The organism is Solimonas terrae, from assembly GCF_011067135.1.
GTDB classification, from domain to species: Bacteria; Pseudomonadota; Gammaproteobacteria; order Nevskiales; family Nevskiaceae; genus Solimonas; species Solimonas terrae.
Genome location: NZ_JAAMOW010000005.1, coordinates 76,765 through 103,107 on the forward strand (window position 1 = coordinate 76,765; position 26,343 = coordinate 103,107).

The 26,343-nt window shown below is 65.8% G+C and carries 25 protein-coding genes; 12 read left to right on the plus strand and 13 right to left on the minus strand.

The window, feature by feature from the left end:
- Nucleotides 1-16: 16 nt before the first annotated feature.
- Nucleotides 17-880 carry a 16S rRNA (cytidine(1402)-2'-O)-methyltransferase gene (rsmI, locus tag G7Y85_RS10715; protein ID WP_206675563.1) on the minus strand — a complete coding sequence of 288 codons (864 nt, stop codon included), beginning with the start codon at nucleotides 878-880 and terminating at the stop codon, nucleotides 17-19.
- Between the two features lie 36 nt (nucleotides 881-916).
- On the opposite strand from rsmI, the gene G7Y85_RS10720 reads away from it, so the two are divergent.
- The 4 genes from G7Y85_RS10720 to G7Y85_RS10735 all read left to right on the plus strand — a co-directional run bounded on the left by G7Y85_RS10720 (nucleotide 917) and on the right by G7Y85_RS10735 (nucleotide 4,533).
- Entirely contained in the window at nucleotides 917-2,140 is a 1,224-nt protein-coding gene (locus G7Y85_RS10720) for a penicillin-binding protein activator (protein ID WP_166256262.1), read from the plus strand.
- Nucleotides 2,137-2,475, plus strand: coding sequence for a YraN family protein (locus G7Y85_RS10725; protein ID WP_166256265.1), 339 nt, complete (start codon nucleotides 2,137-2,139; stop codon nucleotides 2,473-2,475). Before G7Y85_RS10720 ends, G7Y85_RS10725 begins: the two co-directional genes overlap by 4 nt.
- Before the next feature lie 85 nt (nucleotides 2,476-2,560).
- Nucleotides 2,561-3,145, plus strand: coding sequence for a phosphoheptose isomerase (locus G7Y85_RS10730; protein WP_436286636.1), 585 nt, complete (start codon nucleotides 2,561-2,563; stop codon nucleotides 3,143-3,145).
- On the plus strand, nucleotides 3,142-4,533 hold the full coding sequence (locus tag G7Y85_RS10735) for an FAD-binding oxidoreductase (RefSeq protein WP_166256271.1): 1,392 nt from the start codon (nucleotides 3,142-3,144) through the stop codon (nucleotides 4,531-4,533). The genes G7Y85_RS10730 and G7Y85_RS10735 overlap by 4 nt, the downstream gene beginning before the upstream one ends.
- Before the next feature lie 14 nt (nucleotides 4,534-4,547).
- Here the strand turns inward: G7Y85_RS10735 and G7Y85_RS10740 are convergent, their stop codons facing one another.
- The 11 genes from G7Y85_RS10740 to G7Y85_RS10790 all read right to left on the minus strand — a co-directional run bounded on the left by G7Y85_RS10740 (nucleotide 4,548) and on the right by G7Y85_RS10790 (nucleotide 13,988).
- Nucleotides 4,548-4,973 (minus strand): ClpXP protease specificity-enhancing factor, encoded by a 426-nt coding sequence (locus G7Y85_RS10740; RefSeq protein ID WP_166256274.1) that lies wholly within the window; start codon nucleotides 4,971-4,973, stop codon nucleotides 4,548-4,550.
- 14 nt (nucleotides 4,974-4,987) lie between these two features.
- Nucleotides 4,988-5,623: a glutathione S-transferase N-terminal domain-containing protein gene (locus G7Y85_RS10745; RefSeq protein ID WP_166256277.1), complete on the minus strand. Its 636-nt coding sequence runs from the start codon at nucleotides 5,621-5,623 to the stop codon at nucleotides 4,988-4,990.
- Nucleotides 5,624-5,749: 126 nt separating this feature from the next.
- Nucleotides 5,750-6,508, minus strand: coding sequence for a cytochrome c1 (locus G7Y85_RS10750; protein WP_166256280.1), 759 nt, complete (start codon nucleotides 6,506-6,508; stop codon nucleotides 5,750-5,752).
- Nucleotides 6,495-7,757: a cytochrome b gene (locus G7Y85_RS10755; protein ID WP_166256283.1), complete on the minus strand. Its 1,263-nt coding sequence runs from the start codon at nucleotides 7,755-7,757 to the stop codon at nucleotides 6,495-6,497. Before G7Y85_RS10755 ends, G7Y85_RS10750 begins: the two co-directional genes overlap by 14 nt.
- Nucleotides 7,757-8,353 carry a ubiquinol-cytochrome c reductase iron-sulfur subunit gene (gene petA / locus G7Y85_RS10760; RefSeq protein WP_166256286.1) on the minus strand — a complete coding sequence of 199 codons (597 nt, stop codon included), beginning with the start codon at nucleotides 8,351-8,353 and terminating at the stop codon, nucleotides 7,757-7,759. Before petA ends, G7Y85_RS10755 begins: the two co-directional genes overlap by 1 nt.
- Nucleotides 8,354-8,519: 166 nt before the next feature.
- Nucleotides 8,520-9,164, minus strand: coding sequence for a response regulator (locus G7Y85_RS10765; RefSeq protein WP_166256290.1), 645 nt, complete (start codon nucleotides 9,162-9,164; stop codon nucleotides 8,520-8,522).
- The gene (locus G7Y85_RS10770; RefSeq protein WP_366514946.1) at nucleotides 9,161-10,006 is read right to left on the minus strand and encodes a sensor histidine kinase; all 846 of its coding nucleotides are present in this window, start codon (nucleotides 10,004-10,006) and stop codon (nucleotides 9,161-9,163) included. The genes G7Y85_RS10765 and G7Y85_RS10770 overlap by 4 nt, the downstream gene beginning before the upstream one ends.
- 8 nt (nucleotides 10,007-10,014) lie before the next feature.
- A complete protein-coding gene (locus tag G7Y85_RS10775; RefSeq protein ID WP_166256293.1) occupies nucleotides 10,015-10,626 on the minus strand; it encodes a GAF domain-containing protein in 612 nt (203 codons plus the stop codon).
- A 214-nt stretch (nucleotides 10,627-10,840) separates the two neighbouring features.
- Nucleotides 10,841-12,169 (minus strand): sigma-54-dependent transcriptional regulator, encoded by a 1,329-nt coding sequence (locus G7Y85_RS10780; RefSeq protein ID WP_166256297.1) that lies wholly within the window; start codon nucleotides 12,167-12,169, stop codon nucleotides 10,841-10,843.
- Nucleotides 12,166-13,773, minus strand: a complete 1,608-nt coding sequence (locus tag G7Y85_RS10785) for a two-component system sensor histidine kinase NtrB (RefSeq protein WP_166256300.1) — start codon at nucleotides 13,771-13,773, stop codon at nucleotides 12,166-12,168. Before G7Y85_RS10785 ends, G7Y85_RS10780 begins: the two co-directional genes overlap by 4 nt.
- 11 nt (nucleotides 13,774-13,784) lie before the next feature.
- Nucleotides 13,785-13,988 (minus strand): hypothetical protein, encoded by a 204-nt coding sequence (locus G7Y85_RS10790; RefSeq protein WP_166256303.1) that lies wholly within the window; start codon nucleotides 13,986-13,988, stop codon nucleotides 13,785-13,787.
- 153 nt (nucleotides 13,989-14,141) lie between these two features.
- Between G7Y85_RS10790 and sucC the strand changes: the two genes are divergently transcribed.
- The 3 genes from sucC to G7Y85_RS10805 all read left to right on the plus strand — a co-directional run bounded on the left by sucC (nucleotide 14,142) and on the right by G7Y85_RS10805 (nucleotide 18,010).
- Nucleotides 14,142-15,308 carry an ADP-forming succinate--CoA ligase subunit beta gene (gene sucC, locus G7Y85_RS10795; RefSeq protein WP_166256306.1) on the plus strand — a complete coding sequence of 389 codons (1,167 nt, stop codon included), beginning with the start codon at nucleotides 14,142-14,144 and terminating at the stop codon, nucleotides 15,306-15,308.
- A 3-nt stretch (nucleotides 15,309-15,311) separates the two neighbouring features.
- The gene (gene sucD, locus G7Y85_RS10800) at nucleotides 15,312-16,187 is read left to right on the plus strand and encodes a succinate--CoA ligase subunit alpha (RefSeq protein WP_166256309.1); all 876 of its coding nucleotides are present in this window, start codon (nucleotides 15,312-15,314) and stop codon (nucleotides 16,185-16,187) included.
- 170 nt (nucleotides 16,188-16,357) lie between these two features.
- Nucleotides 16,358-18,010 (plus strand): NAD+ synthase, encoded by a 1,653-nt coding sequence (locus tag G7Y85_RS10805; RefSeq protein ID WP_166256312.1) that lies wholly within the window; start codon nucleotides 16,358-16,360, stop codon nucleotides 18,008-18,010.
- Between the two features lie 106 nt (nucleotides 18,011-18,116).
- Here G7Y85_RS10805 and G7Y85_RS10810 read toward each other — a convergent pair whose 3' ends face one another.
- Nucleotides 18,117-19,046 (minus strand): outer membrane protein assembly factor BamD, encoded by a 930-nt coding sequence (locus G7Y85_RS10810; RefSeq protein ID WP_166256315.1) that lies wholly within the window; start codon nucleotides 19,044-19,046, stop codon nucleotides 18,117-18,119.
- A 38-nt stretch (nucleotides 19,047-19,084) separates the two neighbouring features.
- Between G7Y85_RS10810 and rluD the strand changes: the two genes are divergently transcribed.
- The 5 genes from rluD (at nucleotide 19,085) to G7Y85_RS10835 (ending at nucleotide 26,222) form a co-directional block, all read left to right on the plus strand.
- Nucleotides 19,085-20,065 carry a 23S rRNA pseudouridine(1911/1915/1917) synthase RluD gene (rluD, locus tag G7Y85_RS10815; RefSeq protein ID WP_166256318.1) on the plus strand — a complete coding sequence of 327 codons (981 nt, stop codon included), beginning with the start codon at nucleotides 19,085-19,087 and terminating at the stop codon, nucleotides 20,063-20,065.
- Complete coding sequence (pgeF, locus tag G7Y85_RS10820) at nucleotides 20,062-20,808, plus strand: peptidoglycan editing factor PgeF (protein ID WP_166256321.1); 747 nt, start codon at nucleotides 20,062-20,064, stop codon at nucleotides 20,806-20,808. Before rluD ends, pgeF begins: the two co-directional genes overlap by 4 nt.
- Nucleotides 20,809-20,867: 59 nt before the next feature.
- Nucleotides 20,868-22,307 (plus strand): DUF1329 domain-containing protein, encoded by a 1,440-nt coding sequence (locus G7Y85_RS10825; RefSeq protein WP_166256324.1) that lies wholly within the window; start codon nucleotides 20,868-20,870, stop codon nucleotides 22,305-22,307.
- A gap of 72 nt (nucleotides 22,308-22,379) precedes the next feature.
- Nucleotides 22,380-23,384, plus strand: a complete 1,005-nt coding sequence (locus G7Y85_RS10830) for a WD40/YVTN/BNR-like repeat-containing protein (protein ID WP_166256327.1) — start codon at nucleotides 22,380-22,382, stop codon at nucleotides 23,382-23,384.
- A 12-nt stretch (nucleotides 23,385-23,396) separates the two neighbouring features.
- The gene (locus tag G7Y85_RS10835) at nucleotides 23,397-26,222 is read left to right on the plus strand and encodes an efflux RND transporter permease subunit (protein WP_166256330.1); all 2,826 of its coding nucleotides are present in this window, start codon (nucleotides 23,397-23,399) and stop codon (nucleotides 26,220-26,222) included.
- Nucleotides 26,223-26,343: the final 121 nt, after the last annotated feature.

The following is a 26,343-nucleotide window of genomic DNA, read 5'->3' on the forward strand; positions in this document are numbered from 1 at the left end:
ATCGACGGGCCTGTGCTCAGTCGCTGCTGCCGCCTTCCTGCACGGCCAGCGCGTAAAGCTCCTTCTTGCGGGCGCCGCTGATTTCCGCGGCGAGCCGCGCGGCACTCGATGCCGGCAGGCTGCCGAGCAGGATGCGCAGGATGCGTTCACCTTCGGCCTGGCGTTGATCGACGGCATCGGGCGCGCCGCCGACGATCAGCACGAACTCGCCGCGGCGACGGTTGTCATCGGCTTGCAACCACGCGGCCACCTCCGCTGCGCTGGCGCTGTGACTTTCTTCGTAGAGCTTGGTCAGTTCGCGCGCCAGACACAGCGGCCGTTCGGCGCCGAGCACCGTGACGATGTCGGCAACGCAGTCGGCGATGCGATGACTGGATTCGTACAGGATCAGGGTGCGCGACTCCGGCGCCAGCGCCGTCAGCCGCTCGCGGCGCGCCGAGGTCCGGGACGGCAGAAAGCCTTCGAACACGAAGCGATCGCTCGGCAGTCCCGAGATCGACAGCGCCGCGATCGCCGCGCACGGGCCGGGGATCGTCACGACCGGCACGTTCGCCGCGCGTGCCGCACGCACCAGCGCAAAACCGGGATCGGAAACCAGCGGCGTGCCGGCGTCCGACACCAGTGCCAGCGCATCGCCGCCGCGCAGACGCTCGACCAGCCTGGCGCAGATCTCGTCCTCGTTGTGTTCGTGTACCGCGATCAGGGCCTTGTGGATGCCGAAACGCGTCAGCAGGTTGGCGGTCGTGCGCGTGTCCTCGGCGCAGATCGCGGCGACCCCTTCGAGTACGTCCTGTGCGCGCGGCGTCAGATCGCCGAGGTTGCCGATCGGCGTGGCGACCACGTACAGATGGCCGGCCACCAGTTTGGTCGGGCTGCTCAAGGGGAAAGGCAAAACGGGCATGTCATACTTGGCATTATGGTGCTGAAACCGTCGCTGCCCAAAACCCTGCTGCTCCTGTTGCCGGTGCTGCTGTACGCCTGCGCGACGCCGCCGCCACGTCCCGAGCCGGTGCCGACCGGTGGGCCGGCGCCAATGCCGAATCCGCCACCTGCGTACGGCAACGCGTATCCGGCTGCGCCGCCGATGATGGTGCCGCGCACCCAGGGCAGTATCGCCCTGCTGTTGCCGCTCAGCGGCACCTTCTCGTCGACCGCCGAATCGGTGCGCGACGGCTTCTTCAGTGCGTATTTTGCCGATGCCGGGCATCCGGCGGTTCGCGTCTATGACGTCGGCTCATCGGCCGAGACGCTGCGCGTCGCCTACCAGACCGCCCTGCGCGAAGGCGCGAATTTCATCGTCGGTCCGCTGCGCAAGGAATATGTCGCACAGCTGGCGGCGTTCGCGCCGCCGGTGCCGGTGCTCAGCCTCAACTATCTCGACAATGGCGCGGTCACTCCCGCCAACTTCCTGCAGTTCGGTCTGGCGCCCGCCGACGAGGCACGATCGGCGGCCGAACAGGCGAGTGCGGCCGGCCTGCATCGCGCGGCGGCGCTCGTGCCGGATGCCGACTGGGGCGGCCGCGCGTTGACGGCGTTCGACGAAGGCCTGCGCGCCAACGGCGGCGCGGTGGTCAGCGCGCAGCGCTACCAGCAGAGCCAGTTCGACCAGACCAAGGCGATCGCCGATTTGATGGGAGTCGGTGCCAGCCAGGACCGCCATCGCGCCCTGACCACCGCGCTCGGCGAGAAAAGCGAATTCGAACCGCAGCGCCGCAACGATCTCGACATGGTCTTCATCGGCGCCCGCGAACAGGACGCGCGCGCGCTGATTCCGCAGCTGCTGTTCAATCGCGCCGGCGGACTGCCGATCTACGCGACGGCACTGGTCTATGACGGCACGCCGACGCCGGACATCAACGGCGTGCGCTTCTGCGACGCGCCGTGGATCATCGGCCAGTCCGAGCAGCTGCAGCAGCAGCGTGGTGCCACGGCCGGACTGACGATCATCAACCCGCGCCTGTTCGCACTCGGTCGCGATGCGTACACGCTCTCGGCTGGCCTGGCGCAGGGCCGTCTGCGGCCGGGCGAGGAGTTCGATGGCGCCAGCGGTCATCTGCTGTGGCGTTCGGGCAATGTCATCGGCCGCAAACTGTCCTGCGTGCAGATCGGCAGTGACGGACTGCAGCCGCTGACGCCGTGAACGGTGCCGACGCCGAGGACGCCGCGTTGCGGCTGCTTCAGCGTCGCGGGCTGAAGCTGGTGGCGCGCAATGCACGTTTTCGCGGCGGCGAACTCGATCTGGTGATGCGCGACGGTGCGGTGCTGGTGATCGTCGAGGTCCGCGCGCGCAGCGCCAGCCGTTTCGCCACGGCGGTGGAGTCGGTGGATGCGCGCAAGCGCCGGAAGGTCATGCTGGCAGCGCAGATGTTCGTCGCGGCACACCCGGAACACGCCGAGCGCGCACTGCGTTTCGACGTCGTCGCCTACGATGGCGAGCAGGTGCAGTGGATCGAAAATGCGTTCGACAGCAACTGAAGCATGTTCACGGATTGGTGCGCGCCGTGAAGCGCGCGACAATGACGGCTGAATCCGGATTCCGAACCCTCACGAGCGGGCCATGATCGAACAACGACTGCAGGCGCAGTTCGCGGCCAGCATCGCCGCCAAGCAGGCGACGCAGGCACAGGCGCTGCCGGCGCTGGCGCGCGCCGCGCAGGCGCTCGCGAGTGCCTTGGCCGATGGCTACAAGGTACTGGCCTGCGGCAACGGCGGTTCCGCAGCCGACGCCCAGCATTTCGCCGCAGAGCTGACCGGCCGCTACGAGCGCGAGCGACCGGGGCTGCCGGGCATCGCGCTGTCGGTCGATACCTCGGCGCTGACCGCGATCGGCAACGATTACGGCTTCGACCGCGTGTTCGCCAAGCAGGTGGACGCACTGGGTCGCTCCGGCGACTGGCTGCTGGCGATTTCGACCTCCGGCAATTCGACGAACGTCATCAAGGCGATCGAGGCGGCGCAGGCCCGCGGTCTGCACGTGATCGCGTTGACCGGCAAGAGCGGCGGCGCGATCGCGAAGCTGCTGCGGACCACGGACATCGAGCTGCGCGCGGTCAGCGAGGTCACGGCCCGCATCCAGGAAGTGCACATCCTGTTCCTGCACTGCCTGTGCGACGCGATCGACGAGTTGCTGTATCCGGCGCCATGAATCCGGCTGCCCTGTCGTCCACGATCGTCGCGCGCCTGCACGCGGTCCTGCCGCGCGATCGCGTGCTGCTCGATCCGGCCGATTGCATCGCCTACGGCTACGACAACTCCAAGCGCGTCGCCGTGCCGCAGGCGGTGGTGTTCGCGCTGAGCCATGACGAAGTCGTCGCCGTCGTGCAGCTCTGCAACGAATTTGCCGTGCCGCTGGTGGTCCGCGGCCGCGGCACCAACACCACCGGCGCGACCGTGCCGATCGCCGGCGGCATCGTGCTGTCGCTGGAGCGCATGAACCGCATCCTGCGCATCTCGCCCGGCGACCGTCTGCTCGAGTGCGAGGCCGGTGCGTTGAACGGCGAGGTGCAGGCGGCGGCGGCGGAGCACGGCCTGTTCTGGGCGCCGGACCCGACCAGCCTCGCGTATTCGACGGTCGGCGGCAATCTCGGCTGCTGCGCGGGTGGTCCGCGCGCCGTCAAGTACGGCACGGCGCGCGACAACGTGCTCGGCCTGCGCGCGGTGACCGGCGCCGGCACCTCGATCAAGACCGGCTGCACGACCACCAAGGGCGTCGTCGGGTACGACCTCACGCGTCTGATCGTCGGCAGTGAAGGCACGCTGGCGATCATCACCGAGGCGACGCTGAAGTTGCTGCCGAAAGCGCAGACGACGAAGACGCTGCGTGCCTGCTACGTCGACGTGAAATCGGCCGCTGAAGCCGTGGCGCGTGTGATGAACCAGCCGGAGACGCCGAGCGCGCTGGAGTTCATGGATGGCGAGGCGGTGCAGCTCGCCGAGGCCTGGCAGCCGACCGGCGTGCCGGCCGGTGTCGGGGCCATGCTGCTGATGGAAGTCGACGGCAACCGCGAGTCGATCGATGCAGCGCTGCGCGCCGTGGTCGCGGCGGCGCAGGGGCCCGGTCTGGTCGAGCTGAAGACCGCGAACAGCGAAGCCGAGACCGAGGCGCTGTGGGCCTGCCGCAAGGCGCTGTCGCCGAGCCTGCGCAAGATCGCACCGAAGAAGGTCAACGAGGACGTGGTGGTGCCGGTCACGAGGATTCCGGAGCTGGTTGCCGGACTCGCGGCGCTGTCGGCGAAGCACGGCATCCGCATCGTCAACTTCGGCCACGCCGGCAACGGCAACATGCACACCAACCTGCTCGCCGATCCGGACGATCCGGCGCAGATGCAGGCGGTGCATGCCTGCCTGCGCGAGGTGTTCCGGCTGGTGCTCGATCTCGACGGCACGCTGTCCGGCGAACACGGGGTCGGCATCGAGAAGCGCGATTTCGTCGGCTGGGAGATCGCCGCCGATACGCTCGCCGTCATGCACGGCCTGAAGAAGACGCTGGACCCCGTAGGCATCCTCAATCCGGGCAAGGCCCTGCCGGACTGACAGCCGGCCTGGCGCTACTTGATGACGCGCAGGTGCGAACGGCCCGGCTTCGTCGGCGGTTTCGGCGGATCGGGATCGACCGGCGGTGTCGACGCCGGAGCGGCCGCGGCCTTGTTCGGATCGACCGGTTCGGTCTCGCCGAAGATCACGCCCTCGCCATTCTCCCGCGCAAAGATGCCCAGCACGGCGCCGCTGGGAATCTGCACGTCGAACGGTTTGCCGCCGAAGCGGGCCGAGAACCACATCGGCTCGCTTTGCAGGTCGAGGCTCTGCACCGCGACCGGGCTGACGTTGAGCGTGATGCGACCGTCCTGCACGTATTGCATCGGCACGATCACGCCGGGATAGTCGGCCGACACCAGCATGTGCGGCGTGTGACCGTTCTCGCAGGCCCATTCGTGGATGGCGCGGATCAGATAGGGACGGCGGGATCTGGACATCGTGTTCGGAGTTTTCAGCGAAGCGCCGATTGTACGGCGGGGCGTGACAGGACGCGTTCGGCGTAGCGGCCGAGGGCGGCGTCGGCCGGCAGCTTGAGGCCGAGCGCCGGCATCGCACCGAACAGTGCGGCCCAGGCGCAGTCGGCGAGGTTGTAGTCGAGCCCCAGACACCAGCCGCGCGCGGGAAACAGACGGGTGCTGCCGACCAGTGCTTCCTGCAGCTGCTTGCGCGCGGCCTTGGCATCCGGCGATTTCGGCGCGTCGCGAATGACGGCAGCCGCCGGAAACAGTTCGTGGTCGAAGCGCATCAGCACCATGCGCACGCGTGCGCGCGCCGCCGGATCGGCAGGAAGCAGTGCCGGATGCGGATAGCGCTCGTCGAGATACTCGGCGACGATCGTGGCCGGATAGAGCACGGTGTCGCGGTCGACCAGCGTCGGCAGCTCGCCGGACGGGTTCAATACCAGCAGATCCTGATGCGGCTTGCCGGGCGTCAGCTGTTCGACGCGGGCGCCATCGACGTCCTTCTCCGCCAGCACGATGCGCACCCAGCTGCTCGGCAGTTCGCCACGCGCACAGAACAGCGAGACGCCGGCGCGCGGTGCCGGGCGCGCGTCCATCACGTAACGGCTTTTGCCTGGCAACGGCATGGGGCTTCAGTCCGGTCGAAAAAGCATCACGGCCAAAGATTAACCGCTAACCGGGGCCGGCCCCAAATGAAAACGGCGCCGTTCAGAACCGAACGGCGCCGCAGAACTGCAAAAAGCGAGACGGCCCTAGTGGACGTCCTTCCACCATTCACGCTTCATCAGATACGCCAGCACCGTGAACACGAGCAGGAACAGCAGCACTTTCTTGCCGACGGCAAGGCGATGCGCGCGGCCCGGCTCGCCGGCGTAGACCATGAAATTGGTCGTGTCGGCGACGAACTGCTTGTACTCCTCGGGCGACAGCTTGCCCTTGGTGGCGAGTTCGAACTGCGGCTCGCCGTGCTCGGCTTCCTTGTCTTCGCCTTCGGCCGCGCTTTCCTTCAAGACCTGCAGACCCTGCAGTTCCCACAGCACGTCCGGCATCGATGCGTTCGGCAGCACGATGTTGTTGGTGCCGAGCGGGCGCTTCGGGTCGACGTAGAACGTCAGCAGGTAGTTGTAGATCCAGTCCGGACCACGGTAGCGCGACTCGACGGTCAGATCCGGCGGCGCCTTGCCGAACCAGGCATCGGCTTCGTCGCCCGGCATCGCCGAAATGATGTGATCGCTGATCTTGTCGCTGGTGAACATCAGATCGGCTTTCAGCATGTCATCGGGAATGCCGAGATCCTGACCGAGCCGGTTGTAGCGCAGGTTGCGCATCGAATGGCAGGCGGAGCAGTAGTTCATGAAATTGCGTGCGCCGCGCTGCACCGATGCCTGATTGTCGGGATCGGGCTTGAAGCGGTAGGGCAGATCCACGCCTTCGGACGCAAATGCCTGACCGGCGACCAACAGCGTGGCCGCGGCCAGCAGAATCTGGATGCTGGACTTAATGCGCTTCATGGGTCACGCGCTCCGGAACGGGCTTGGTCTTTTCCATCTTCGTGTAGAACGGCATCAGCAGGAAGAACAAGTAGTACAGGATGGTGCCGACCTGCGAGATCAGCTTGCCCATCGGGCTCGGCGGCTGCATGCCGTAGTAGTTCAGCAGCACGAACGACACCGTGAAGATCGCCAGCGCGATCTTGAAGATCGGGCCCTTGTAGCGGATCGACTTGACCGGCGAGCGGTCCAGCCACGGCATCAGGAACAGCAGGATCACGGCACCGAACATGACGATGACGCCCCAGATCTGCGTACCGGCGAACGACGGCGTCGCGCGCAACATCGCGTAGAACGAACCGAAGTACCAGGCCGGCGTGATGTGCGGCGGCGTCGACAGCGGATTGGCCGGCGTGAAGTTCGGCTGCTCGAGGAAGTAGCCGCCGCCGTCCGGTGCCAGGAACACGATGCCGAGGAAGATGATCAGGAACACGCTGACGCCGACGATGTCCTTCACCGTGTAATACGGATGGAAGGGAATGCCGTCGAGCGGAATGCCGGTCTTCGGGTCCTTGTGCTTCTTGATCTCGATGCCGTCCGGATTGTTCGAGCCGACTTCATGCAGCGCGATGATGTGCGCGACGACCAGGCCGACGAGCACGAACGGCAGTGCGATGACGTGCAGCGAGAACAGACGGTTGAGGGTCGCGTCCGACGGCACGTAGTCGCCCTGGATCCAGACCACGAGGTCGGGGCCGACGAACGGAATCGTGCCGAACAGATTGATGATGACCTTCGCGCCCCAGTAGCTCATGTTGCCCCACGGCAGCACGTAACCGCAGAAGGCTTCGGCCATCAGGCACAGGAAGATCAGGCAGCCGAACAGCCAGATCAGTTCGCGCGGCTTGCGGTGCGAGCCGTACAGGATGCCGCGATACATGTGCAGGTAGACGACGATGAAGAACGCCGACGCGCCGGTCGAGTGCAGATAGCGCAGCGTGTCGCCCCAGGGGACGTCGCGCATGATGTATTCGACGCTGTCCCAGGCCTGCGTGGCATCGGGCTTGTAGTGCATCACCAGCCAGATGCCGGTCAGCAGCTGGTTGACCAGCACCAGCAAGGCCAGCGAACCGAAGAAGTACCAGAAGTTGAAGTTCTTCGGTGCGTAGTATTCGGCGAGATGATCCTTCCACAGCTTGGTCAGCGGGAAGCGATCGTCGATCCAGCCGAGGAAGCCGGTCGTCTTGTACGGATTCGGCGTGATGCCCATTACGCGGCTCCCTTCGGATCTTCACCGATGACGACCTTGGTGTCGCCGTCGAAGTGGTAGGGCGGTACGACCAGGTTCAGCGGTGCCGGCACGCCCTTGTAGACGCGGCCCGAGAGGTCGAACTTCGAGCCGTGGCAGGGGCAGTAGAAGCCGCCCTGCCAGTTCGGGTCGATGTCCGGAGCCGGATGGTCCGGACGAAAGCCCGGCGAGCAGCCGAGGTGGGTGCAGACGCCGACCAGCACCAGGATTTCCGGCTTGATCGCGCGCGCCTCGCCCTTGATGTAGTCGGGCTGCTGATCCTGCTTGCATTCCGGGTCGAGCAGGTTGGGGTCGACTTTCGGCAGGCTTGCCAGCATCTCCGGCGTGCGCTTGAGCACCCAGGTCGGCTTGCCGCGCCAGGCGACGACAAGGCGCTGGCCGGGCTCGATGTTGCTGATGTCCACTTCGACCGGAGCGCCCAGCGCCTTGGCGCGTTCGCTCGGTTTCCAGGATGCGAGAAATGGCACCGCGGCTGCCACGATGCCTGCGCCACCGACCACTGTCGTGGTCAGCGTCAGGAACCGGCGCCGGCCGGGATCCACGCCTTGATTGCTCATTAAAAAAGGCCTCTTTACGGGATGTCTTAGACCACAGTCGCGGGCGTCTGCCGGACCGGCACGAGGTACTGCGCCCATGAAACCCGACAAGTATAACGGTCAGCTGGCGGTCAGCGTAAACCCTTGCGTGCCGAATCCCGGTGTCGGCCGATGCCGCTCCCTGCGCTCAGGTCAGCAGACCGCGCAGCGCGGCAAAGCGCACGACCTCGGCGGTGTTGCGCAGGCCGAGTTTCTCCATCATGCGGGCGCGATGGTTCTCGGCGGTCTTCACGCCGATGTCGAGAATCTGCGCGATCTCCTTGGTGGTCTTGCCCTGGATCACCAGATGGAAGGCTTCGCGCTCGCGCGCCGTCAGGCTCGCGTACGGATCGTCGCCGTGGTCGCGCGAGCGGTGCTGGCGCTCGGCCAGCGCCTTGGTGGCGCGCGGCCCGAAATACGGCTTGCCGGCGTGGATCGACTTGATCGCCATCATCAGCTCGGACACCGAGGTGTCCTTGTTGAGAAAACCGTTGGCGCCGGCGCGCAGGATCGGCAGGATGTATTCGTCCTCCTCGTGCACGGTCAGCACCAGCGTGCGCGTGTTCGGCAGTTCTGCGCGCACGCGCTTGACCACTTCGAGGCCGGACATGCGCGGCATCGAGATGTCGGTGACGACGACATCGGGTTTGGTCTTCTCGGCGAGCGAAAAGGCTTCGAAGCCATCGGCAGCCTGTGCGACGACCTGGCATTCGCCGGTCTCTTCGAGCATGGAGACGAGGCCCTGGCGGACGATGGTGTGATCGTCGGCGACGAGCAGGCGGATCGGGTTCATGTGGGGGCGTCCGTATCCGGACCGTCGAGGGTGAGTGTCAGTTGCACGACTGTACCCTGTGCGGGCGCCGAGCGGATTTCGACGCGACCGCCGAACAGCTCGGCGCGGTCACGCATGCCACGCAGTCCGGAACTCGACGCGCTGCGTTCGGCGTGGGCGACCTTGGCGGTGTCGAAGCCGTGGCCGTCGTCCTCGACGCGCAGGATGAGCAGCATCGGTGTGTGCCTGATCTGCACGCGCGCGGTCCGCGCGGCGCTGTGGCGGATGACATTGGTCAGCGCTTCCTGCGTGATCCGGAACAGCAGGGTCTCGACGTCCGGATGCAGGCGCTGTTCGTCGAGCTCGGAATGGAAGGCGATGACCAGACCGGTGCGCTCCGAAAGGGTGCGCGCGAGCCACGCCAGTGCAGCGTCGAGGCCGAGATCGTCGAGCAAGGTCGGCCGCAGCAGGCGCGACAGCTCGCGCGTGTCGTGCAGCGCGCTGCGGGTGATGTCGAGGGCGCCGTCGAGGCGATGCTTGAGGCCGAGATTGCCGACGCCCAGGGCGTCGTCGTAGATGCGCTGCAGTTGATTGACGAGCGCGGTCAGGGTCTGGCCGATGCCGTCGTGAAGGTCGCGCGCCAGGCGGCGACGTTCCTCTTCCTGTACATGCCAGACCGATTTCGCCAGCGTGCGGAAGCGCTTCTCGCTGCGCACCACCGACTGCAGCAGGCGCTGATTGTCGGCTGTCAGTTCCTGGACCTGACGCAGGACCGCCTGACGGAAGGCCTCCGGATCGTCGATGCGTGGTCCGCTGCCCGGATTGGGGGGGGCGTCCGGACTCGCTGGCGGATGCCGCAACACGTCCACGCTCAGGACGTCAGCGGCCCGATCGCGTTGAGGCTGGCTTCGAGGCGACTCAGGGCAGTGCGCTGGCACGATGCAGCGAGCGCCAACGCCGCCTGATCGGCGAGGGCATCGAGAATTTCGAAGTCGAGTTCGCGCAGCTGGCGTTCGGTGTTGCTGCGCAGCAGACAGAATGCGCCCTGACGGCGCGGCCCGAGTTCAAGCGGCAGGCTGACGACGGCGGGTGCCGCCACGTGTGCCGGCTCGACCAGCAGTTCGCCCTGCGCACAGGCCAGCCCGCGGCGCGATTCGAGCAAGGTTCGATGCAGCGCGCGTGCAGCATTGCCGAGTACCGCATCGAGCACGTCCTGCCCCGGCAGGGCATGTGTGCAGGCGATTTCGAGCACCGTGTCGTCACGCAGCTGCACGACGAAGCCGCCGCGTGCGCCGACCACGTCGCAGGCAGATCGCAGCGTGTTGTTGAGAACCTGCATGGCCGTGTCGTCGGCCGCTGCCGCGGCCCAGGCGATGCCGGCCGGGGCGTTTTCCGAAGGGGCGATCCGGCGCCGGCGCAAGGCCATGCGCGGAAAGCTGCGAGCGCCGCGCGGCAGCGCGAACGAGCGGTGTCGATTGGACAATGAACTCTCCTGAAGGCTGCCGTATCGCAAGCTCTGTGCCAGCGGCATGCGTCTCCTGACTGCAACCTCTATTGCCGGGGTTGGGACCGCCGATCTGGCCCGGAGTGTAACAGACCGATCCGGTCTGTCCTGCCGACCCTGACCATGGTGTGGCGCATGCTGCCGCCCGGGCGAAACGCCGACGCCGATGTGGCCGCGCCACTGCAGTCCCGCGCTATTCGTTGTCGATGCCGAGCTTCTTGATGCGGTAGCGCAAGGCGCGGAACGACATGCCGAGCAATTCGGCGGCGCGGGTCTTGTTGTAGCGCGTCTTCTGCAGCGCCTCGCGGATCGCCTGCTTCTCGATCTCTTCCATCTGTTCGCCCAGCGCCGATGCGCTCTGCGTCGACGGCATCGCCGAATGCGGACGCAACTGCAGGTCGGCGATCGTGATGTGTTCGCCATCGGACAACGTCGCGGCCCGTTCGAGGATGTTCTCGAGTTCGCGGACGTTGCCGGGGAAGGCGTAGTTCTGCAGCGCGGCCAGCGCCGCCGGATCGAGCGCCGGCAGGCGCGGCAGGCCCAGATCGCGCGCCAGCTTGGTGAGCACGAACTGGGCAAGTGCCGGAATGTCGCTGACGCGTGCGCGCAACGGCGGTGCGTGCACCTCGATGACATTCAGACGGTAGTAGAGGTCCTGACGGAAATGGCCGCCGGCGACCAGATCTCCGAGGTTCTTGTGCGTTGCCGAGATCACGCGCACGTTGACGACGGTCTCGCTTTCGGCGCCGACCGGTCGTACCGCTCGCTCCTGCAGTGCGCGCAGCAGCTTGACCTGCATGTGCGCTGGCAGATCGGCGACCTCGTCGAGAAACAGCGTGCCGTTCTCGGCAGCCTGGAACAGGCCGGTCTTGTCCCGATGTGCGCCGGTGAAGCTGCCCTTGAGATGGCCGAAGAATTCGCTTTCCATCAGCTCGGACGGAATCGCGCCGCAATTGACCGGCACGAACGGACCGGTCGCGCGCGGGCCCTTCTGGTGAATGAGCTTGGCGACCAGCTCCTTGCCGGTACCGGATTCGCCGGCAATGTGCACCGGGGCCTGGCTGCGTGCGAGGCGTTCGATCAGTCCGCGCAGCTGACGGATGCTCTCGTGCTCGCCGAGCAGTGCCGGGCCGCCACCCGGGACTTCCACGCGCAGTCGCAGCGCGGTGTCGACCAGCTTGCGCAGGATCTCGATATCGACCGGTTTCGAGACGAAATCGAACGCGCCGGCCTTGAGACTCTCGACCGCGGCTTCGGTGTTGCCGTAGGCCGTGATGACGGCCACCGGGGTTTGCGGATGGCGACTCTGGATTTCGCCGACCAGCTCGATGCCGTTGCCATCCGGCAGGCGCATGTCGGTGATGCACAGGTCGAAATGCTGGCGCGCGAGCAGGGCACGCGCCTCGGCCAGCGTGCCGGCGGCAGCGGTTGCCAGGTTCATGCGGCCAAGCGCGATCTCGACGAGTTCGCGGATGTCCGCTTCATCATCGACGATCAGGACACTGGCTTTGGCGGCGGTCATGGCGGCACGGGAGTGGAGAAGACGATGCGGAAACACGCACCGTGCTGACTCGGTACGCAGCTCAATCGCGCCTGATTGTATTCGCAGAGTTCGCGCGACAGATAAAGCCCCAGCCCGGTGCCGGCGGCGTGGGTGGTGAAGAACGGCTCGAACACGCGATCGAGCAGCTCGGCCGGCAGGCCGACGCCGTTGTCGCCGAGTTCCAGCCACGGCAGTCCGCTGTCGGCTTCGATGCCGGACTGCAGCAGTACCGTGATCGTGCGGCCATCGGCACCGCCATGTTCGAAACTGTTGTCCCAGAGATTGAACAGCACCTGCTGCAGCTGGTCGGGGGCGAACAGCACGTCCAGATCGGACGGCACGTCGGCCAGTTCGATCGGGCGAATCTGCTGGGCATAGCTCTCGTGATAGAGCGCGGCGCTGCGGCGCAGATGATCGCGCAGGTTCAGCGGTTCGCGCGCGGCCGGTTCGCGGCGGCTGATGTCGAGCACGCTGCGGACGATGTGTTCGATGCGCACGGCGTGACGCTGGATCATGTCGAGCAGGCGGCGATTGCCCGGCTCGAAATCCGACTGTTCGGCGAGCAGCTGACCGGCCTGCGTGATGGCCGACAGCGGGTTGCGGATTTCGTGCGCGATGTTGGCGGACAGGCGACCGAGTGCCGCCAGCTTCATCTGCTGCGCCTGCATGCGCAGCGTGCCGGCGTCCTCGAGCATGATCAGCGTGGGCGCCTGGTCGCCCCAGCCGAGCCGCGTGAAGCGCGGCAGCAGCTCGCGGCCCGATGGCCCGGCGATCGCCGCATTGCTGGCGGGGCTCACGCCATTGCGCCAGTCGAGCAGGGCTGCGTGCAGGCTCGGCAGCGCGGTATCGAGCCGGCTGTCGACGCTGGCCTGGTCGCCGGTCAGCCTGAGCGCGGCGGCGTTGGCGGTGCGCACGCGGCCGTCGACATCGACGACCAGTACACCGGCCTGCATCGCGGCGATGATGTTGTCGTTCAGACGCGTGAGATTGATGAATTCACTGCCGACCCGGGCGGCGACCGCCTCGCTGCGCCTTGCGCGCAGACCGACCATGGCCGCCGTCAGGCTGGTCGCGAAGAACATGAGGCCAAGCAAGCCCGCCTGCGAGAAATCGCCGCTGTCCAGCTGCGGCGCATGCAATTGGCGCGCGGCCTCCTCACCGAACACGGTCAGCGTCGCCGCCGCCGCGAACACCAGACCGAGGCGCGGCGTCAGCACCAGGCTGCAGCCCACCAGCGGCGGTACCAGCAGGATGCCAAGGCCGCCGCCAACGCCGCCGGTGGTGTAGACCAGCAGGCCGAGCGCGGTCAGATCGACCGCGAAATGCAACAGCGCCTGGGCGGTCAGCGAGAAGCGCTGGTTGAGCGCGAGAAACTGCAGGGTCAGTGCGAGGCCGGCGTACGCGAAGCACGAGAACATCAACAGGTGCGCCGACACCTCGCGGAAGTAATCCGGCGCGAGGTTGAAGCGGAACAGGAACAGCAGCGCCGCAACCAGCAGCAGCCGGTACGGTCCGAGGATCGCGAGGATGCGCCAGTCGTCGCTGCGCGCGTTTGTCGGCGGCTTCGTCGCCTGCTCGGTCATCCGCCGTCGACTCAGCTGCAGCGTCGGCAGCGACCGCCGGCCGAGAGGCTGGCGACCGGCATGTGGGTGCCGCACTGCACGCAGCGCGCCATCGGCTCGTAGTCGGGCGGCGCCGCGCGACGCTGACGGTCGTCGGATCGGCGTAGCGGCGGATTGAGCATGCGCCAGACCAGGTAGGCGATGGCGCCGAACAGCAGCAGACGGGCGAAATTCATGGAGGGGCGCAAGGCAGTGGCCCCGCATTCTATCGCCGGGACGGCCGTGCGGCCCGGAAACCGGCGGCTTGCGGTCAATGATTTTTGCGTCCGGTCGCCCACTAGGCGAGAATGCCGCGCGCTTCAATACGCCCCCATCGCTTAAAGAAGGCCATGAACCTCCACGAATACCAAGCAAAAGACCTCTTTGCGCGCTACGGCATCGCCGTGCCGCAGGGCCAGCTCGCATCGAGCCCCGAGGCTGCCCGTGCGGCCGCCAAGCAACTCGGCACCGAGAAAGTCGTCGTCAAGGCGCAGATTCACGCGGGTGCCCGCGGCAAGGCCGGCGGCGTCAAGCTGGTCAACGGCCCGGACGAGGCCGAAGAAGCGGCCAAGGGCATGCTCGGCAAGCATCTGGTCACCATCCAGACCGATGCCAAGGGTCTGCCGGTGAACTCGGTCTACGTCGAGAAGCCGTCGAACATCGCGCGCGAGCTGTACCTGTCGGCGCTCGTCGACCGCACGCAGGAAAAGATCGTGTTCATGGCCTCGCCGGATGGCGGCATGGATATCGAGAAAGTCGCCCACGAGACGCCGGAACGCATCAAGCACGTGTTCGTCTCGCCGACCGCCGGCCTGCAGCCCTATCAGGCGCGCGAGCTGGGCTTCTTCCTCGGCCTCAACAAAGATCAGGTCGACCAGTTCACGAAGACCCTGACCGGCCTGTACCGCATCTTCACCGAGTGCGACGCCAGCCTCGTCGAGATCAATCCGCTGATCGTCACCGCCGAAGGCAACATCATGGCGCTCGACGGCAAGCTCAACTTCGACGACAACGCGCTGTTCCGTCAGAAGGAAATCGCCGCGCAGCGCGATCCGACGCAGGAAGACGAAGTCGAACGCGCTGCCGCCAAGTACGACCTCAATTACGTGACGCTGGAAGGCAACATCGGCTGCATGGTCAATGGCGCCGGTCTGGCCATGGCGACCATGGACATTGTCAAGCTGCACGGCGGCCAGCCGGCGAACTTCCTCGACGTCGGCGGTGGCACGACGGCCGAGAAGGTGACCGAAGCGTTCAAGCTGATCACCTCGAGCCCGAGCGTCAAGGCGATCTTCATCAACATCTTCGGCGGCATCGTGCGTTGCGATCTGATCGCCGAAGGCATCATCGCCGCCGTCAAGCAGACCGGCCTGAAGCTGCCGGTGGTGGCACGCCTGCAGGGCACCAACATGGAGAAGGGTCAGGCGCTGTTGCGCGAATCGGGTTTCGCGATCACGCCGGTTTCCGATCTCACCGAGGCGGCCCAGACCGTCGTCAAGCTCGCGCAAGGTAAGTAATCCATGTCCATCCTCATCAACAAGAACACCAAGGTCATCTGCCAGGGCTTCACCGGCAAGCAGGGCACCTTCCATTCCGAACAGGCGATCGCCTATGGCACCAAGATGGTCGGCGGCGTGTCGCCGGGCAAGGGCGGCAACACGCATCTGAACCTGCCGGTGTTCAACACCGCACACGACGCCGTCAGGCAAACCGGCGCCGAAGCGACGATGATCTACGTGCCGGCGCCGGGCGCTGCGGACGCGATCCTCGAAGCGGCCGATGCCGGCGTCAAGGTGATCATCTGCATCACCGAGGGCATCCCGGTCAACGACATGATCAAGGTCAAGGCCACGCTGCGTGCGCAGTATCCGGACGCCGTGCTGGTCGGTCCGAACTGCCCGGGCGTGATCACGCCGGGTGAATGCAAGATCGGCATCATGCCGGGCCACATCCACAAGCCGGGCAAGATCGGCGTGGTCTCGCGCTCGGGCACGCTGACCTACGAAACCGTCTACCAGACCACGCAGAACGGTCTCGGCCAGTCGACCTGCGTCGGCATCGGCGGCGACCCGGTGCGCGGCATGGGCTTCATCGACGTGATCTCGCTGTTCGAGAAGGATCCGGCCACCGAAGGCATCATCATGGTCGGCGAAATCGGCGGCTCTTCGGAAGAAGAAGCGGCTGCCTACATCAAGGCCAACGTCAAGAAGCCGGTGGTTGCCTACATCGCCGGCGTCACGGCACCGGCCGGCAAGCGCATGGGTCATGCCGGCGCGATCATCGCCGGTGGCAAGGGCACGGCCGACGAGAAGTTCGCGGCGCTCGAAGCCGCGGGCGTCAAGACGGTGCGTTCACCCGCCGATCTCGGCGCAGCGATGCTGTCGCTGTTGAAGTAGCGCAGTGGGCAGCGTGGAGGGCCCCATGCGTGGCACGGGGATCCTGGCGTCGCGAATCTGCGCGCTGCTCGCGGTGCACTCGTAAACGACGGCGGCCCAAGGGCCGCCGTTTCTTTTCCGCTCGCCATCAAGGTTTTGTCCCCCCGGATTCGCGCTACGCTCGTCACCCTATGGCCCCGACTCCAAAATCACTGAAGCTTGCTCTCGCCCAGCTCAATCTCTGGGTCGGTGATGTCGAAGGCAATGTGCAGAAGATCATCGATGCCGCCGTGCAGGCGCGCGATGAGCTGCATGCCGACCTGCTGGCGACGCCGGAGTTGTCCCTGATCGGCTATCCGCCGGACGATCTGTTGCTGCGCTCGGCGATGCCGCGCGTGATCGGCGAAGGCGTGCAGCGCCTGATCGACGAAGTGCAGGGCATCACGCTGATCGTCGGCCTGCCCGAGTACGTCGACGACGGTGAAGGGCGCACGATCTACAACGCCGCCTACGTGATCCGCGACGGCCGCGTCATCGCGCGCACACGCAAGCAATTGCTGCCGAACTACGGCGTGTTCGACGAACGCCGTCATTTTCGTGCCGGCCATCAGCCGACGCTGGTGTTCGAACAGGGCGGCGTGCGCGTCGGCCTGTGCATCTGCGAAGACATCTGGGGGCCAAATCCGGCGGCTGCCGCCAGGGCGGCCGGCGCCGAATTGCTGCTCAACATCAATGCTTCGCCGTTCGATATCGGCAAGACTGCCGATCGCCGTCGGGTGTTCGCCGCGCGCGTCGCCGAAACCGGTCTGCCGATCGCCTACGTCAACAGCGTCGGCGGCCAGGACGATGTGCTGTTCGATGGTGATTCGACGGCGGTCGACGGCACCGGCCACATCGCGTTCGCCGCGCCCCTGTTCGAAGAGGGTGTGTTCGGGCTGAGTTTCGTCGACGGCCGCTGGCAGCATGCGGAAGTTCGCGAGGCGCTGCCGATCGAAGCCGCAGTCTATCGGGGCCTTGTGCAGTCGGTGCGCGACTACGTGAACCGCAACGGCTTTCCCGGTGCCGTGCTGGGCCTGTCCGGCGGCATCGATTCGGCACTGGTCGCCGCCATTGCCGCCGATGCACTCGGCCCGGAGCGGGTCTGGGGCGTGTCGCTGCCGTCGCGCTACACCGCCGACATGTCGAATGACGACGCACGGCTGGAAGCCGAGGCACTCGGCATCCGCTATTCGGTGCTGCCGATCGAGCCGGCGTTCGAGACCTTCAGCGCGACGCTGGCGCCGCTGTTCGAAGGCCGGGCACCGGACCTGACCGAGGAAAACATCCAGTCGCGCAGTCGCGGCGTGCTGTTGATGGCGCTGTCGAACAAGTTCGGCCATGTCGTGCTGACGACCGGCAACAAGTCGGAAATGGCGGTCGGCTACTCGACGCTGTACGGCGACATGTGCGGCGGTTTTGCGCCGATCAAGGATGTCTACAAGACCTTGGTGTACCGGCTCGCCGTCTATCGCAACAGCCTCGCGCCGGCCGCGCAGCCGGTCATACCGGAACGCGTCATCACCCGGCCGCCCAGCGCCGAGCTGCGACACGAGCAGAAGGACTCGGACTCGCTGCCGCCGTACGAGGTACTCGATCCGCTGCTGGAACTCTACGTCGAACAGCAGTTGTCGATTCCCGAGATCGTCGCCCGCGGATTCGACGAGGCGACCGTCAAGCGCGTGGCGATGCTGGTACGGCGCTCCGAATACAAGCGCCGCCAGGCGCCGCCGGGCCCGAAGGTGACGAATCGCGCATTCGGTCGCGAGCGACGATACCCGCTGACGGCGGTGTACGGCGACATCTGAGCTGTTGCCCGGTCCGGGGACCGCGCTTTCGCCAGCGACCTTGGCAGTTCCGCGATCCGGCAAAAAAACCCGCTGCGCGCGGTTTTTTGCTGGATGCAGCGGCTTTCTACTGCGCCGGTGGCGGGGTATCCGGCAGGGTCTGCGAGGTCGGTGCCTGTGGCGCGTCCGCAGCGGGTTCCGGCAGCGGTGCCGAAGGCGGCAGGGCCGGGGGCGGTGCGACCGGCGCGGGCTTGGCCACGGCTTCGGCCGGAACGGCCGGCACCGTGTCCGGATGCAGATACGCTTCGTGCAGCTTGTGCGCATCGGCGGCCTGATCCTTCATGCCGACACTGTTGTAGGCCTTCTCCAGAGCAGCCAGCGCTTCGACCGTGATCGGCGAGCCCGGATACTCGGCGACGATCTGCTCGGCGCGCTTGGCGGCGGCGATATAGGCACCGCGACGCATGTAGTAGCGCACCACGGTCATCTCGTGATCGGCCATGCGGTTGCGCAGATCGATCATGCGCAGGCGCGCATCGGCGATATAGCGGCTGTCCGGATATTTCTGGACCAGCAACTGGAAGTCGTCGAACGAGCGGCGCAGATTGGTGATGTCGCGCTTCGAGACATCAAATCCGAGCATGGCCTCGAGGCCGCGGTCGCGATCGAAATTCACCAGACCCTTCAGGTACTGCACGTAGTCGACACCGGGATTGCGCGGGTAGTCGCGCAGGAAGTGATCGGCGTCGGTCAGTGCCTCGTCCGACTTGAATGCGCGGTATTCGGCGTAGACCTTCTCCATCTCGCCCTGAATCGCGTAGTCGGTGAACGGGAAGCGGGTCGCCAGCGTGTTGTAGCGCTGGATGGCGGTGTCGTAGTCCGCCGAATCGAGCGATTCGCGGGCGGCGGCGTACAATGCGCCGGCCTGCAGACGCTGTTCGCGCTGCGAGATCTCCTCGGGGTGCAACGGATTGCGCGAAGGCGCCTTGTCCGGATTGGAACTGCAGGCTGCCAGACCGGCAACGACGAGCGTCGCGGCGATAATTCTGAGTTTCATTGATTGCAACATCTTGAGCGCTGTCCGCCGAGTATAACTTGAGCACTGCCAGTTCGGACGAAGAAGACATCAGATTGCAGGCCGAGGTTCCGGAGGCCCTGAACGGCGCGCGCCTCGATGTCGCCTGCGCGAAGCTGTTCGACCAGTATTCACGCGGTCGTCTGCAGGGCTGGATCGAAGCCGGACGTCTGTTGTTGAACGATGTGCCGCAGACGCGCAGTCGTCATCCGGTCGTCGCCGGCGATCGCATCGAGATCGACGCGGAGCCCGAGCAGAGCGACACGATCGAGCCGCAGGACATGCCGCTGGAGGTCGTGCATGTCGACAAGGCGATCGCCATCATCAACAAGCCACCGGGCCTGACCGTGCACCCGGGCGCCGGCCAGCGCGCCGGAACCTTGCAGAACGCGCTGCTGCATCATTTCCCGCAGACCGCGGCCGTGCCGCGTGCCGGTATCGTTCACAGGCTCGACAAGGATACGTCCGGCCTGCTGGTGATCGCGCTGACGCTGACCGCACATTCGCGTCTGGTCGCCGAGCTGTCGCGGCGCGAATTCACGCGCGAATACGACGCGATCATCCAGGGCGAGATGATTGCCGGTGCCACCATCGACGAGCCGATCGGCCGCCATCCGCGCGAGCGCCTGAAAATGGCAGTGGTCGACAACGGTCGTCCGGCCGTGACGCACTACCGCGTGCAGGAGCGTTTCGAGCAGCACACGCATCTGCGTGTGCGTCTGGAAACCGGCCGCACGCACCAGATCCGCGTGCACATGGCCCATATCCGCAAGCCGATCGTCGGCGACTTTCTCTACGGCGGACCGATGCGCGGTGCCGGATTGCCGGTCGTCCTGCGTGAAGCGCTGAAGGCGTTTCCGCGTCAGGCGCTGCACGCACGCGAGCTTGAAGTCACGCATCCCGTCAGCCGCAAGCGCATCGGTGTCGTTGCGGAGCCGCCAGCCGATATCCAGGAACTGCTGCGGCTGCTGCGTGCACACGCGCGCGGCGAGCTGAAATGATCGAAGTGGTTGCGGCCGACTGGCCGGCACCGCCGCAGATTCATGCCGTGCAGACCACGCGGCGCGGCGGTGTTTCGCGCGAGCCCTATGACAGCCTCAATCTGCGCAGCTACACCGACGACGATTCGGCAGCCGTGCAAGCCAATCGCCAACGCCTGCGCGATGAGCTGCGGCTTCCCGGTGAGCCGCTGTGGCTGCGGCAGGTACACGGCACGGCGGTAGTCGATGCTGCTCGTTGCGGGGCAGGCGAGCCGGTTGCCGATGCCAGCGACACGACGGCCAGCAACGTGGTCTGCGCCGTATTGACCGCCGACTGCCTGCCGGTGCTGATGTGTGCCGACGACGGCAGCTGGATCGGTGCTGCACATGCCGGTTGGCGCGGCCTCGCGGCCGGCGTGCTGGAGGCCCTGGTCGCGCGAGCCGGCTTGCCGCCGCCGCGGCTGATGGCCTGGTTTGGTGCGGCGATCGGCCCGGCACACTTCGAGGTCGGACCCGAAGTGCGCGAGACTTTCGTGCGCGCGCAGGCGTCGGCGGCCCTCGCGTTCCGCGCAGGCCGTGGCGATCGCTGGTACGCGGATCTCTACGCGCTGGCGCGCCTGCGTCTGCAGCAGGCCGGCGTGCAGCGCATTCATGGCGGCGGCCTTTGCACGTACGCCGATTCCGCGCGCTTCTATTCTTATCGGCGGACGCCGGATACCGGCCGCATGGCGACGCTGATCTGGCGCAGCGCTTTGCCGGACTGACCGCCGCGCCCTGCGCTCCGGCGATGGCGAGCGCCGGGCACCCCGCCTACACTCCGGCGATGGGTTCTGTTCGAGGAGAGGACCAGCGGGCGCCTAGAACGATAAAGAAGGCGCTGCGCTCATCATGTGCCGTCGCGGCCGCCATCATCTGTGGCGCGCTGCTGAGCGCGCGCGCGCAGGCGCAGACCGATGCCGCAAGCACCACGCCGCCGCCTTCGATTCCGGCGAATCTGACGCCGTTCGGGGCGGAAGTCGCCGGCAACGCCAGCGGCAGCATTCCGGCGTGGAACGGCGGCCTTGCCGGGCCGCCGCCCTGCTTTGCGTCTTCCCACGGCCGCTATTGCGACCCGTTTGCCGATGACCAGCCGCTCTATACGGTGACCGCTGAAAACGTCGACGACCATGCCGCGGTGCTGAGCCCCGGCCAGCGCGCGCTGTTCGCGAAATTCCCGGACAGCTATCGGATGCGGGTGTTTCCGACGCGACGCAGCTTCGCCAATCCACCCGCGGTTTACGCAGCGACGCAGGCCAACATGGCACGCGCGGTGCTGGCCGATGGCGTGCTGAAGAAGGCCGCGACCGGTCTGCCGTTCCCGTTGCCGGCCAACGGTGCGGAGGCCTTGTGGAATCACCGCCTGCGCTGGCGACCGCTGGTCACCGAGCGGGTCTCGGCGCAGTTCGCGGTTGCCGAGAGCGGCGATTTCGCGCAGACCCAGGAGCGCGAATTCGTGCGCTTCGACTATGGCGCGACGGACTACGACCTGCAGGCCGCACGCGGCATTCTGTCGCGGCGCCTGCAGTGGCTGGAGCAGCCGGCGCGACAGGCCGGCGTCGGCATCCTGATCGATGATGTCGCCGACCCCGGCGACTTTGCGCGTCGTGCCTGGCAGTTCGGAACCGGCGACGAGCAGGCCAAACATGCGCCGAATCTTGGTTACGACACGCCGGGCATCGGCACCGACGATCTGCGCAGCAATGACCAGATCGACATGTTCTTCGGGCCGCTGGACCGCTATGACCTGAAGCTGCTCGGCAAGCAGGAAATGCTGGTGCCCGCCAACAGCTATGCCTTGCACAGCGCCGATCTGCCGTATCGCGAACTGATCGGCCGGCATCATCTGAATCCGGACTTCGCCCGTTATGAATTGCGTCGGGTCTGGGTCGTCGATGCCACGCTCAAACGCGGTTCCGTGCACGCCTGTCGGCACCGGCGTTTCTATCTCGACGAGGACGGCTGGCAGATTCGCGTGGTCGACAACTATGACAACCGCGGCGAGCTCTGGCGCGTACAGGAAGCGCATACGGTGATGGCCTATGACCGGGGCTTCGAATTGCCGGTCGCCGAGACGGTGTACGATCTTCCGGGCAGCCGTTATCTTGTACAGGGGCTGAACAATGAAGAACCCGAAGTCGCGTACCCGGAGATGGCGGCCGACGACTTCGGTGCGAATGATCTGGCGCGGCGGGGCCGCAAGCTGAGGCTGGCCGCGCAACCATGAGCGCAGCCGCGGACGCGAGAAAAATTACGATTTCAAACGGCATGCTGCCGTGAGCGTTGGGGAGTTCTGAACGTGAAAAAAGCGTGGACAATTGCCGGAGCGGCCCTGCTGGGTGTGCTCGTCAGCTCGGGGGCCTGGGCCCAGGACGATGATGGCGACGGGTCGGCCAAGGCGCCGGCAGTGGCGGTCAAGCCGATGCCTGCGGAAATCATGCCGTTGTCGCCGAAGTCGCTGTTGCTCGGTGTCGAGAATACCGGCGAGCACCTGATCGCGGTCGGCGACCGTGGCGCGATTCTCGCCTCGAACGACGGCAAGAACTGGACGCAGGTGAATGTGCCGGTGCGCTCGACGCTGACCACGGTGGCTTTCGCCGACGGGCAGCATGGCTGGGCGGCCGGACACGATGCCGCGATCGTCCATACCGATGACGGCGGCAAGACCTGGAAGTTGCAGAACTTCCAGCCGGAACTCGAGAAGCCGGTACTCGGCCTGCTCGCGCTCGACGCGCAGCACTGCATCGCGACCGGTGCCTACGGCCTGCTGCTGGAGACCCAGGATGGCGGCCAGACCTGGAATTCGGTCGACAGCCACGGCTTCGATGAAGACGAGCTGCATCTGAATTCGATCAACAGGCTTGCCAATGGCGATCTGCTGATCGCCGGCGAGCAGGGCTTGCTCGCGATCTCCACCGATGGCGGCGCGACCTGGACCAAGCAGGCGTCGCCGTACGAGGGTTCGTATTTCGGCGTGCTGCCGCGCGGCGACAAGGGTGCGCTGATCTACGGCCTGCGTGGCAACGTCTATGTGAGCGACGACGCGCGTGCCGGGAAATGGACGGCGCTGCAGACCAACACGGTCGCGTCGATGTTCGGCGGCGCCGCCGTGCCGGGTGACGGCGACGTGCTGGTCGGCCTCAATGGCGTGATCATGGTGATTTCGAAGAACGACGACGTGCAGCTGTTGCGCTCGCCGGATGGAACCCCCCTGTCGGACGTCGTGCCTTACGGCGACAACGTCTTCCTCGCCGTCGGTGAATCCGGCGTGCAGCCGATCTCCGTCAAGGCGCTGAGCCAATAAGCGGGCACGACCATGAACTCCAACAACGAACTGACCCGCACGCAACGCCTCCTGCGCACGATCGAACCGGTCATCTACGCCAAGCGCTGGCTGACGATGACGATACTTGTCGTCGCCACCGTGCTGCTTGCCTGGCAGATGGTGCAGATCAAGCGTGACGCCGGCTTCGACAAGTCGATCCCGCTCGAGCATCCGTACATGAAGGTGCTCAAGCAGTACATGGCCGACTTCGGCGGCGCCAACACGGTGCTGGTGGCCTTGATGCAGAAGCCGGGGCACGGTGACATCTACAACGCACAGTTCCTGACCTCGCTGAAGACCGCGACCGACGAGCTGTTCTTCCTGCCCGGCGTCGACCGCTCGCGCGTGTCGTCGATCTTCACGCCGGACGTACGCTACATCGAAGTCGTCGAAGGCGGCTTCTCGGGCGGCAACGTCATTCCGGCCGATTACCAGCCGACGCAGAAGTACTTCGATCTGGTGCGCGCCAACGTCGGCAAGGGTGGCCATGTCGGCCGCTATGTCGCCAAGGATCAGGACGGCGCGATGATCTACTCCGAGCTGCTCGAAGTCGATCCGGTGACCGGCGAGAAGCTCGACTACGAAAAGGTCGCGAAGGGGCTCGAAGAGAAGCTGCGCGGCCGCTTCATGAATCCGAACAAGATCATCTACACGCTGAAGAAGGATCACGGTCCGCTGAAGGCCGGCAGCAAGGTCGCCGAAGGTTTCGTCGACTACGGCTGGAAGCTGATGCTGCAGGACTTCGAGGTTGCCAATCCGGCCGGTGAAGGGCTCAAGCCGATTGTCGTGCACGGCTACGAAGTGAAGACCCAGACCGTGCCGAATCCGCAGTACAACCCGAACATCACCGTTCACATCGTCGGTTTCGCCAAGGTCGTCGGCGACGTCATCGACGCGACCATGCAGGTCGTGCTGTTCTTCCTGATGACGCTGGTCATGACGATGATCCTGCTGTGGCTCTACGTCGGCAGCTTCAAGCTGGCGGTATTGCCGCTGATCTGCTCGATCACCGCCGTGATCTGGGAATTCGGCCTGCTGCGCCTGATGGGCAAGGGCCTCGATCCGTTCGCGATCCTCGTGCCGTTCCTGATACTCGCGGTTTCCGTCAGCCACGGCGTGCAATACGTCAATGCCTGGGTCGGCGAGATCACCATGAACCGCCGCAACAGTTTCGATGCCTCACTTGAAACCTGGCGGCGCCTGGCGATCTACGGGACGATGGCGATCATGACCGACGTCGTCGGCTTCGCGCTGATCGGTCTGATCCCGATCGACATCATTCGCGAGATGGCACTCAACGCCACACTCGGCATGGCGGCGATCATCGTCACCAACAAGGTGATGATGCCGATCATGCTGACCTGGGTGGACATCGGCGATCCGGTGGCGTTCCAGGACAAGCAGGACAGCCGCGACGGCATCTTCGATCCGCTCTGGCGCCTGATTTCGAACATGGTGCGGCCGGCGCCGGCGGTGATCGCGATCCTGCTCGCGTCCGCGCTGTTCGGCTGGAGCCTGTGGAAGGGCGAGGGTCTGCAGGTCGGCGACAGCCAGGCCGGCGTGCCGGAGCTGCTGCCGCACTCGCGCTTCAACAACGACATGGCGGCGATCAACGCCAACTTCACGATCGGCACCGACATCTTCAAGGTGATCGCCGAGATGGATCCTGAATCCTGCGTGCGCTACGACATGATCGAACAGGTCGATCGTTTCGACGCACACATGGAGAACACGGTCGGCGTGCAGAGTATCCTGTCGCTGCCATGGGCGGCCAAGCAGGTCAATTCGGCGTTCTCCGAGGCGGCACCGAAGTTCCGCGTGCTGCCGCGCAACCAGTACGCGATCGTGCAGGCGATCACGCCGATCCCGACCTCGTCCGGCCTGCTCAATCCCGATTGCTCGGCGCTGGCCGTCTTCGTCTTCACCAAGGACCACACCGCGGCAACGCTCGAACGCATCGTCGACAAGACCAAGGCGTTCAACAAGAGCAATGCCGCCGAGTTCTACGAGACGCACAAGGATGTCGACGCCAAGTACTGCGGCGACAAGATGGATGCGCGACGTGAGGTCGGCGACACCAAGGTCAAGCTCGAGAAGTTCATCGAAGGACTGCGCAAGAGCCATCCGGGCATCGGCTACGACGCGATCAACGGCAACGGCACTGTTGTCGCGTTGACCAAGAAGAACGACGAAGCCAAGGAAAAGCTCAAGGGCATGGACAAGGCCTGTCCGGTCAACTTCGCGCTGGCGTCCGGCAACGTCGGCGTGATGGCGGCGACCAACGAGGAAGTGCATCGCCTCGAGCGGCCGATCCTCTACATCGTCTACGCCGGCATCATCGTCTGCGTGTTCCTGTCGTTCTTCGAATGGCAGTCGATCGTGTCGATCATGCTGCCGCTGGCGCTGGTGTCGTTCATGGCCTACGCGGTGATGACGATTCTTGGCATCGGCATGAAGGTGGCGACCCTGCCGGTCGTCGCGCTGGCCGCCGGCATCGGTGTCGACTACGGCATTTACGTCTACGCGACGCTGGCAGACGCGACGGCTGGCGGATACAAGCTGCGCGATGCCTATTTCAAGACCCTGAAGATGACCGGCAAGGCGGTGGTGTTCACCGGTATCACGCTGGGTATCGGCGTGGCGACCTGGCTCTGGTCCGGCCTGCAGTTCCAGCGCGACATGGGCAAGCTGCTGGTCTTCATGTTCACGGCCAACATGTTCGGTGCGATCCTGCTGCTGCCGGCGATCGCCTCGTTCCTGCTCAAGCCCAGGGAACTGGCGCCCGGCGAGGAGCCGGTGTTCAAGCCGCGCCACTGACGGGCTGCCCTGTCGAGTTGATGAAATGGCCCGCCTTCTGCGGGCCATTTCATTGGACACACATATTTACAAGACAAGCGGCGCGCTGCTTGGCCATAATGCGTCGCACGACATGAGTGTC

Coding starts and splice junctions, on each gene's coding strand:
- G7Y85_RS10720 (WP_166256262.1), top strand. CDS start 917: ATGGTGCTGAAACCGTCGCTGCCCAAAACCCTGCTGCTCCTGTTGCCG.
- G7Y85_RS10735 (WP_166256271.1), top strand. CDS start 3,142: ATGAATCCGGCTGCCCTGTCGTCCACGATCGTCGCGCGCCTGCACGCG.
- G7Y85_RS10740 (WP_166256274.1), bottom strand. CDS start 4,973: ATGTCCAGATCCCGCCGTCCCTATCTGATCCGCGCCATCCACGAATGG.
- G7Y85_RS10745 (WP_166256277.1), bottom strand. CDS start 5,623: ATGCCGTTGCCAGGCAAAAGCCGTTACGTGATGGACGCGCGCCCGGCA.
- G7Y85_RS10750 (WP_166256280.1), bottom strand. CDS start 6,508: ATGAAGCGCATTAAGTCCAGCATCCAGATTCTGCTGGCCGCGGCCACG.
- G7Y85_RS10755 (WP_166256283.1), bottom strand. CDS start 7,757: ATGGGCATCACGCCGAATCCGTACAAGACGACCGGCTTCCTCGGCTGG.
- petA (WP_166256286.1), bottom strand. CDS start 8,353: ATGAGCAATCAAGGCGTGGATCCCGGCCGGCGCCGGTTCCTGACGCTG.
- G7Y85_RS10765 (WP_166256290.1), bottom strand. CDS start 9,164: ATGAACCCGATCCGCCTGCTCGTCGCCGACGATCACACCATCGTCCGC.
- G7Y85_RS10780 (WP_166256297.1), bottom strand. CDS start 12,169: ATGACCGCCGCCAAAGCCAGTGTCCTGATCGTCGATGATGAAGCGGAC.
- G7Y85_RS10785 (WP_166256300.1), bottom strand. CDS start 13,773: ATGACCGAGCAGGCGACGAAGCCGCCGACAAACGCGCGCAGCGACGAC.
- G7Y85_RS10790 (WP_166256303.1), bottom strand. CDS start 13,988: ATGAATTTCGCCCGTCTGCTGCTGTTCGGCGCCATCGCCTACCTGGTC.
- sucC (WP_166256306.1), top strand. CDS start 14,142: ATGAACCTCCACGAATACCAAGCAAAAGACCTCTTTGCGCGCTACGGC.
- sucD (WP_166256309.1), top strand. CDS start 15,312: ATGTCCATCCTCATCAACAAGAACACCAAGGTCATCTGCCAGGGCTTC.
- G7Y85_RS10805 (WP_166256312.1), top strand. CDS start 16,358: ATGGCCCCGACTCCAAAATCACTGAAGCTTGCTCTCGCCCAGCTCAAT.
- G7Y85_RS10810 (WP_166256315.1), bottom strand. CDS start 19,046: ATGAAACTCAGAATTATCGCCGCGACGCTCGTCGTTGCCGGTCTGGCA.
- pgeF (WP_166256321.1), top strand. CDS start 20,062: ATGATCGAAGTGGTTGCGGCCGACTGGCCGGCACCGCCGCAGATTCAT.
- G7Y85_RS10825 (WP_166256324.1), top strand. CDS start 20,868: ATGGGTTCTGTTCGAGGAGAGGACCAGCGGGCGCCTAGAACGATAAAG.
- G7Y85_RS10835 (WP_166256330.1), top strand. CDS start 23,397: ATGAACTCCAACAACGAACTGACCCGCACGCAACGCCTCCTGCGCACG.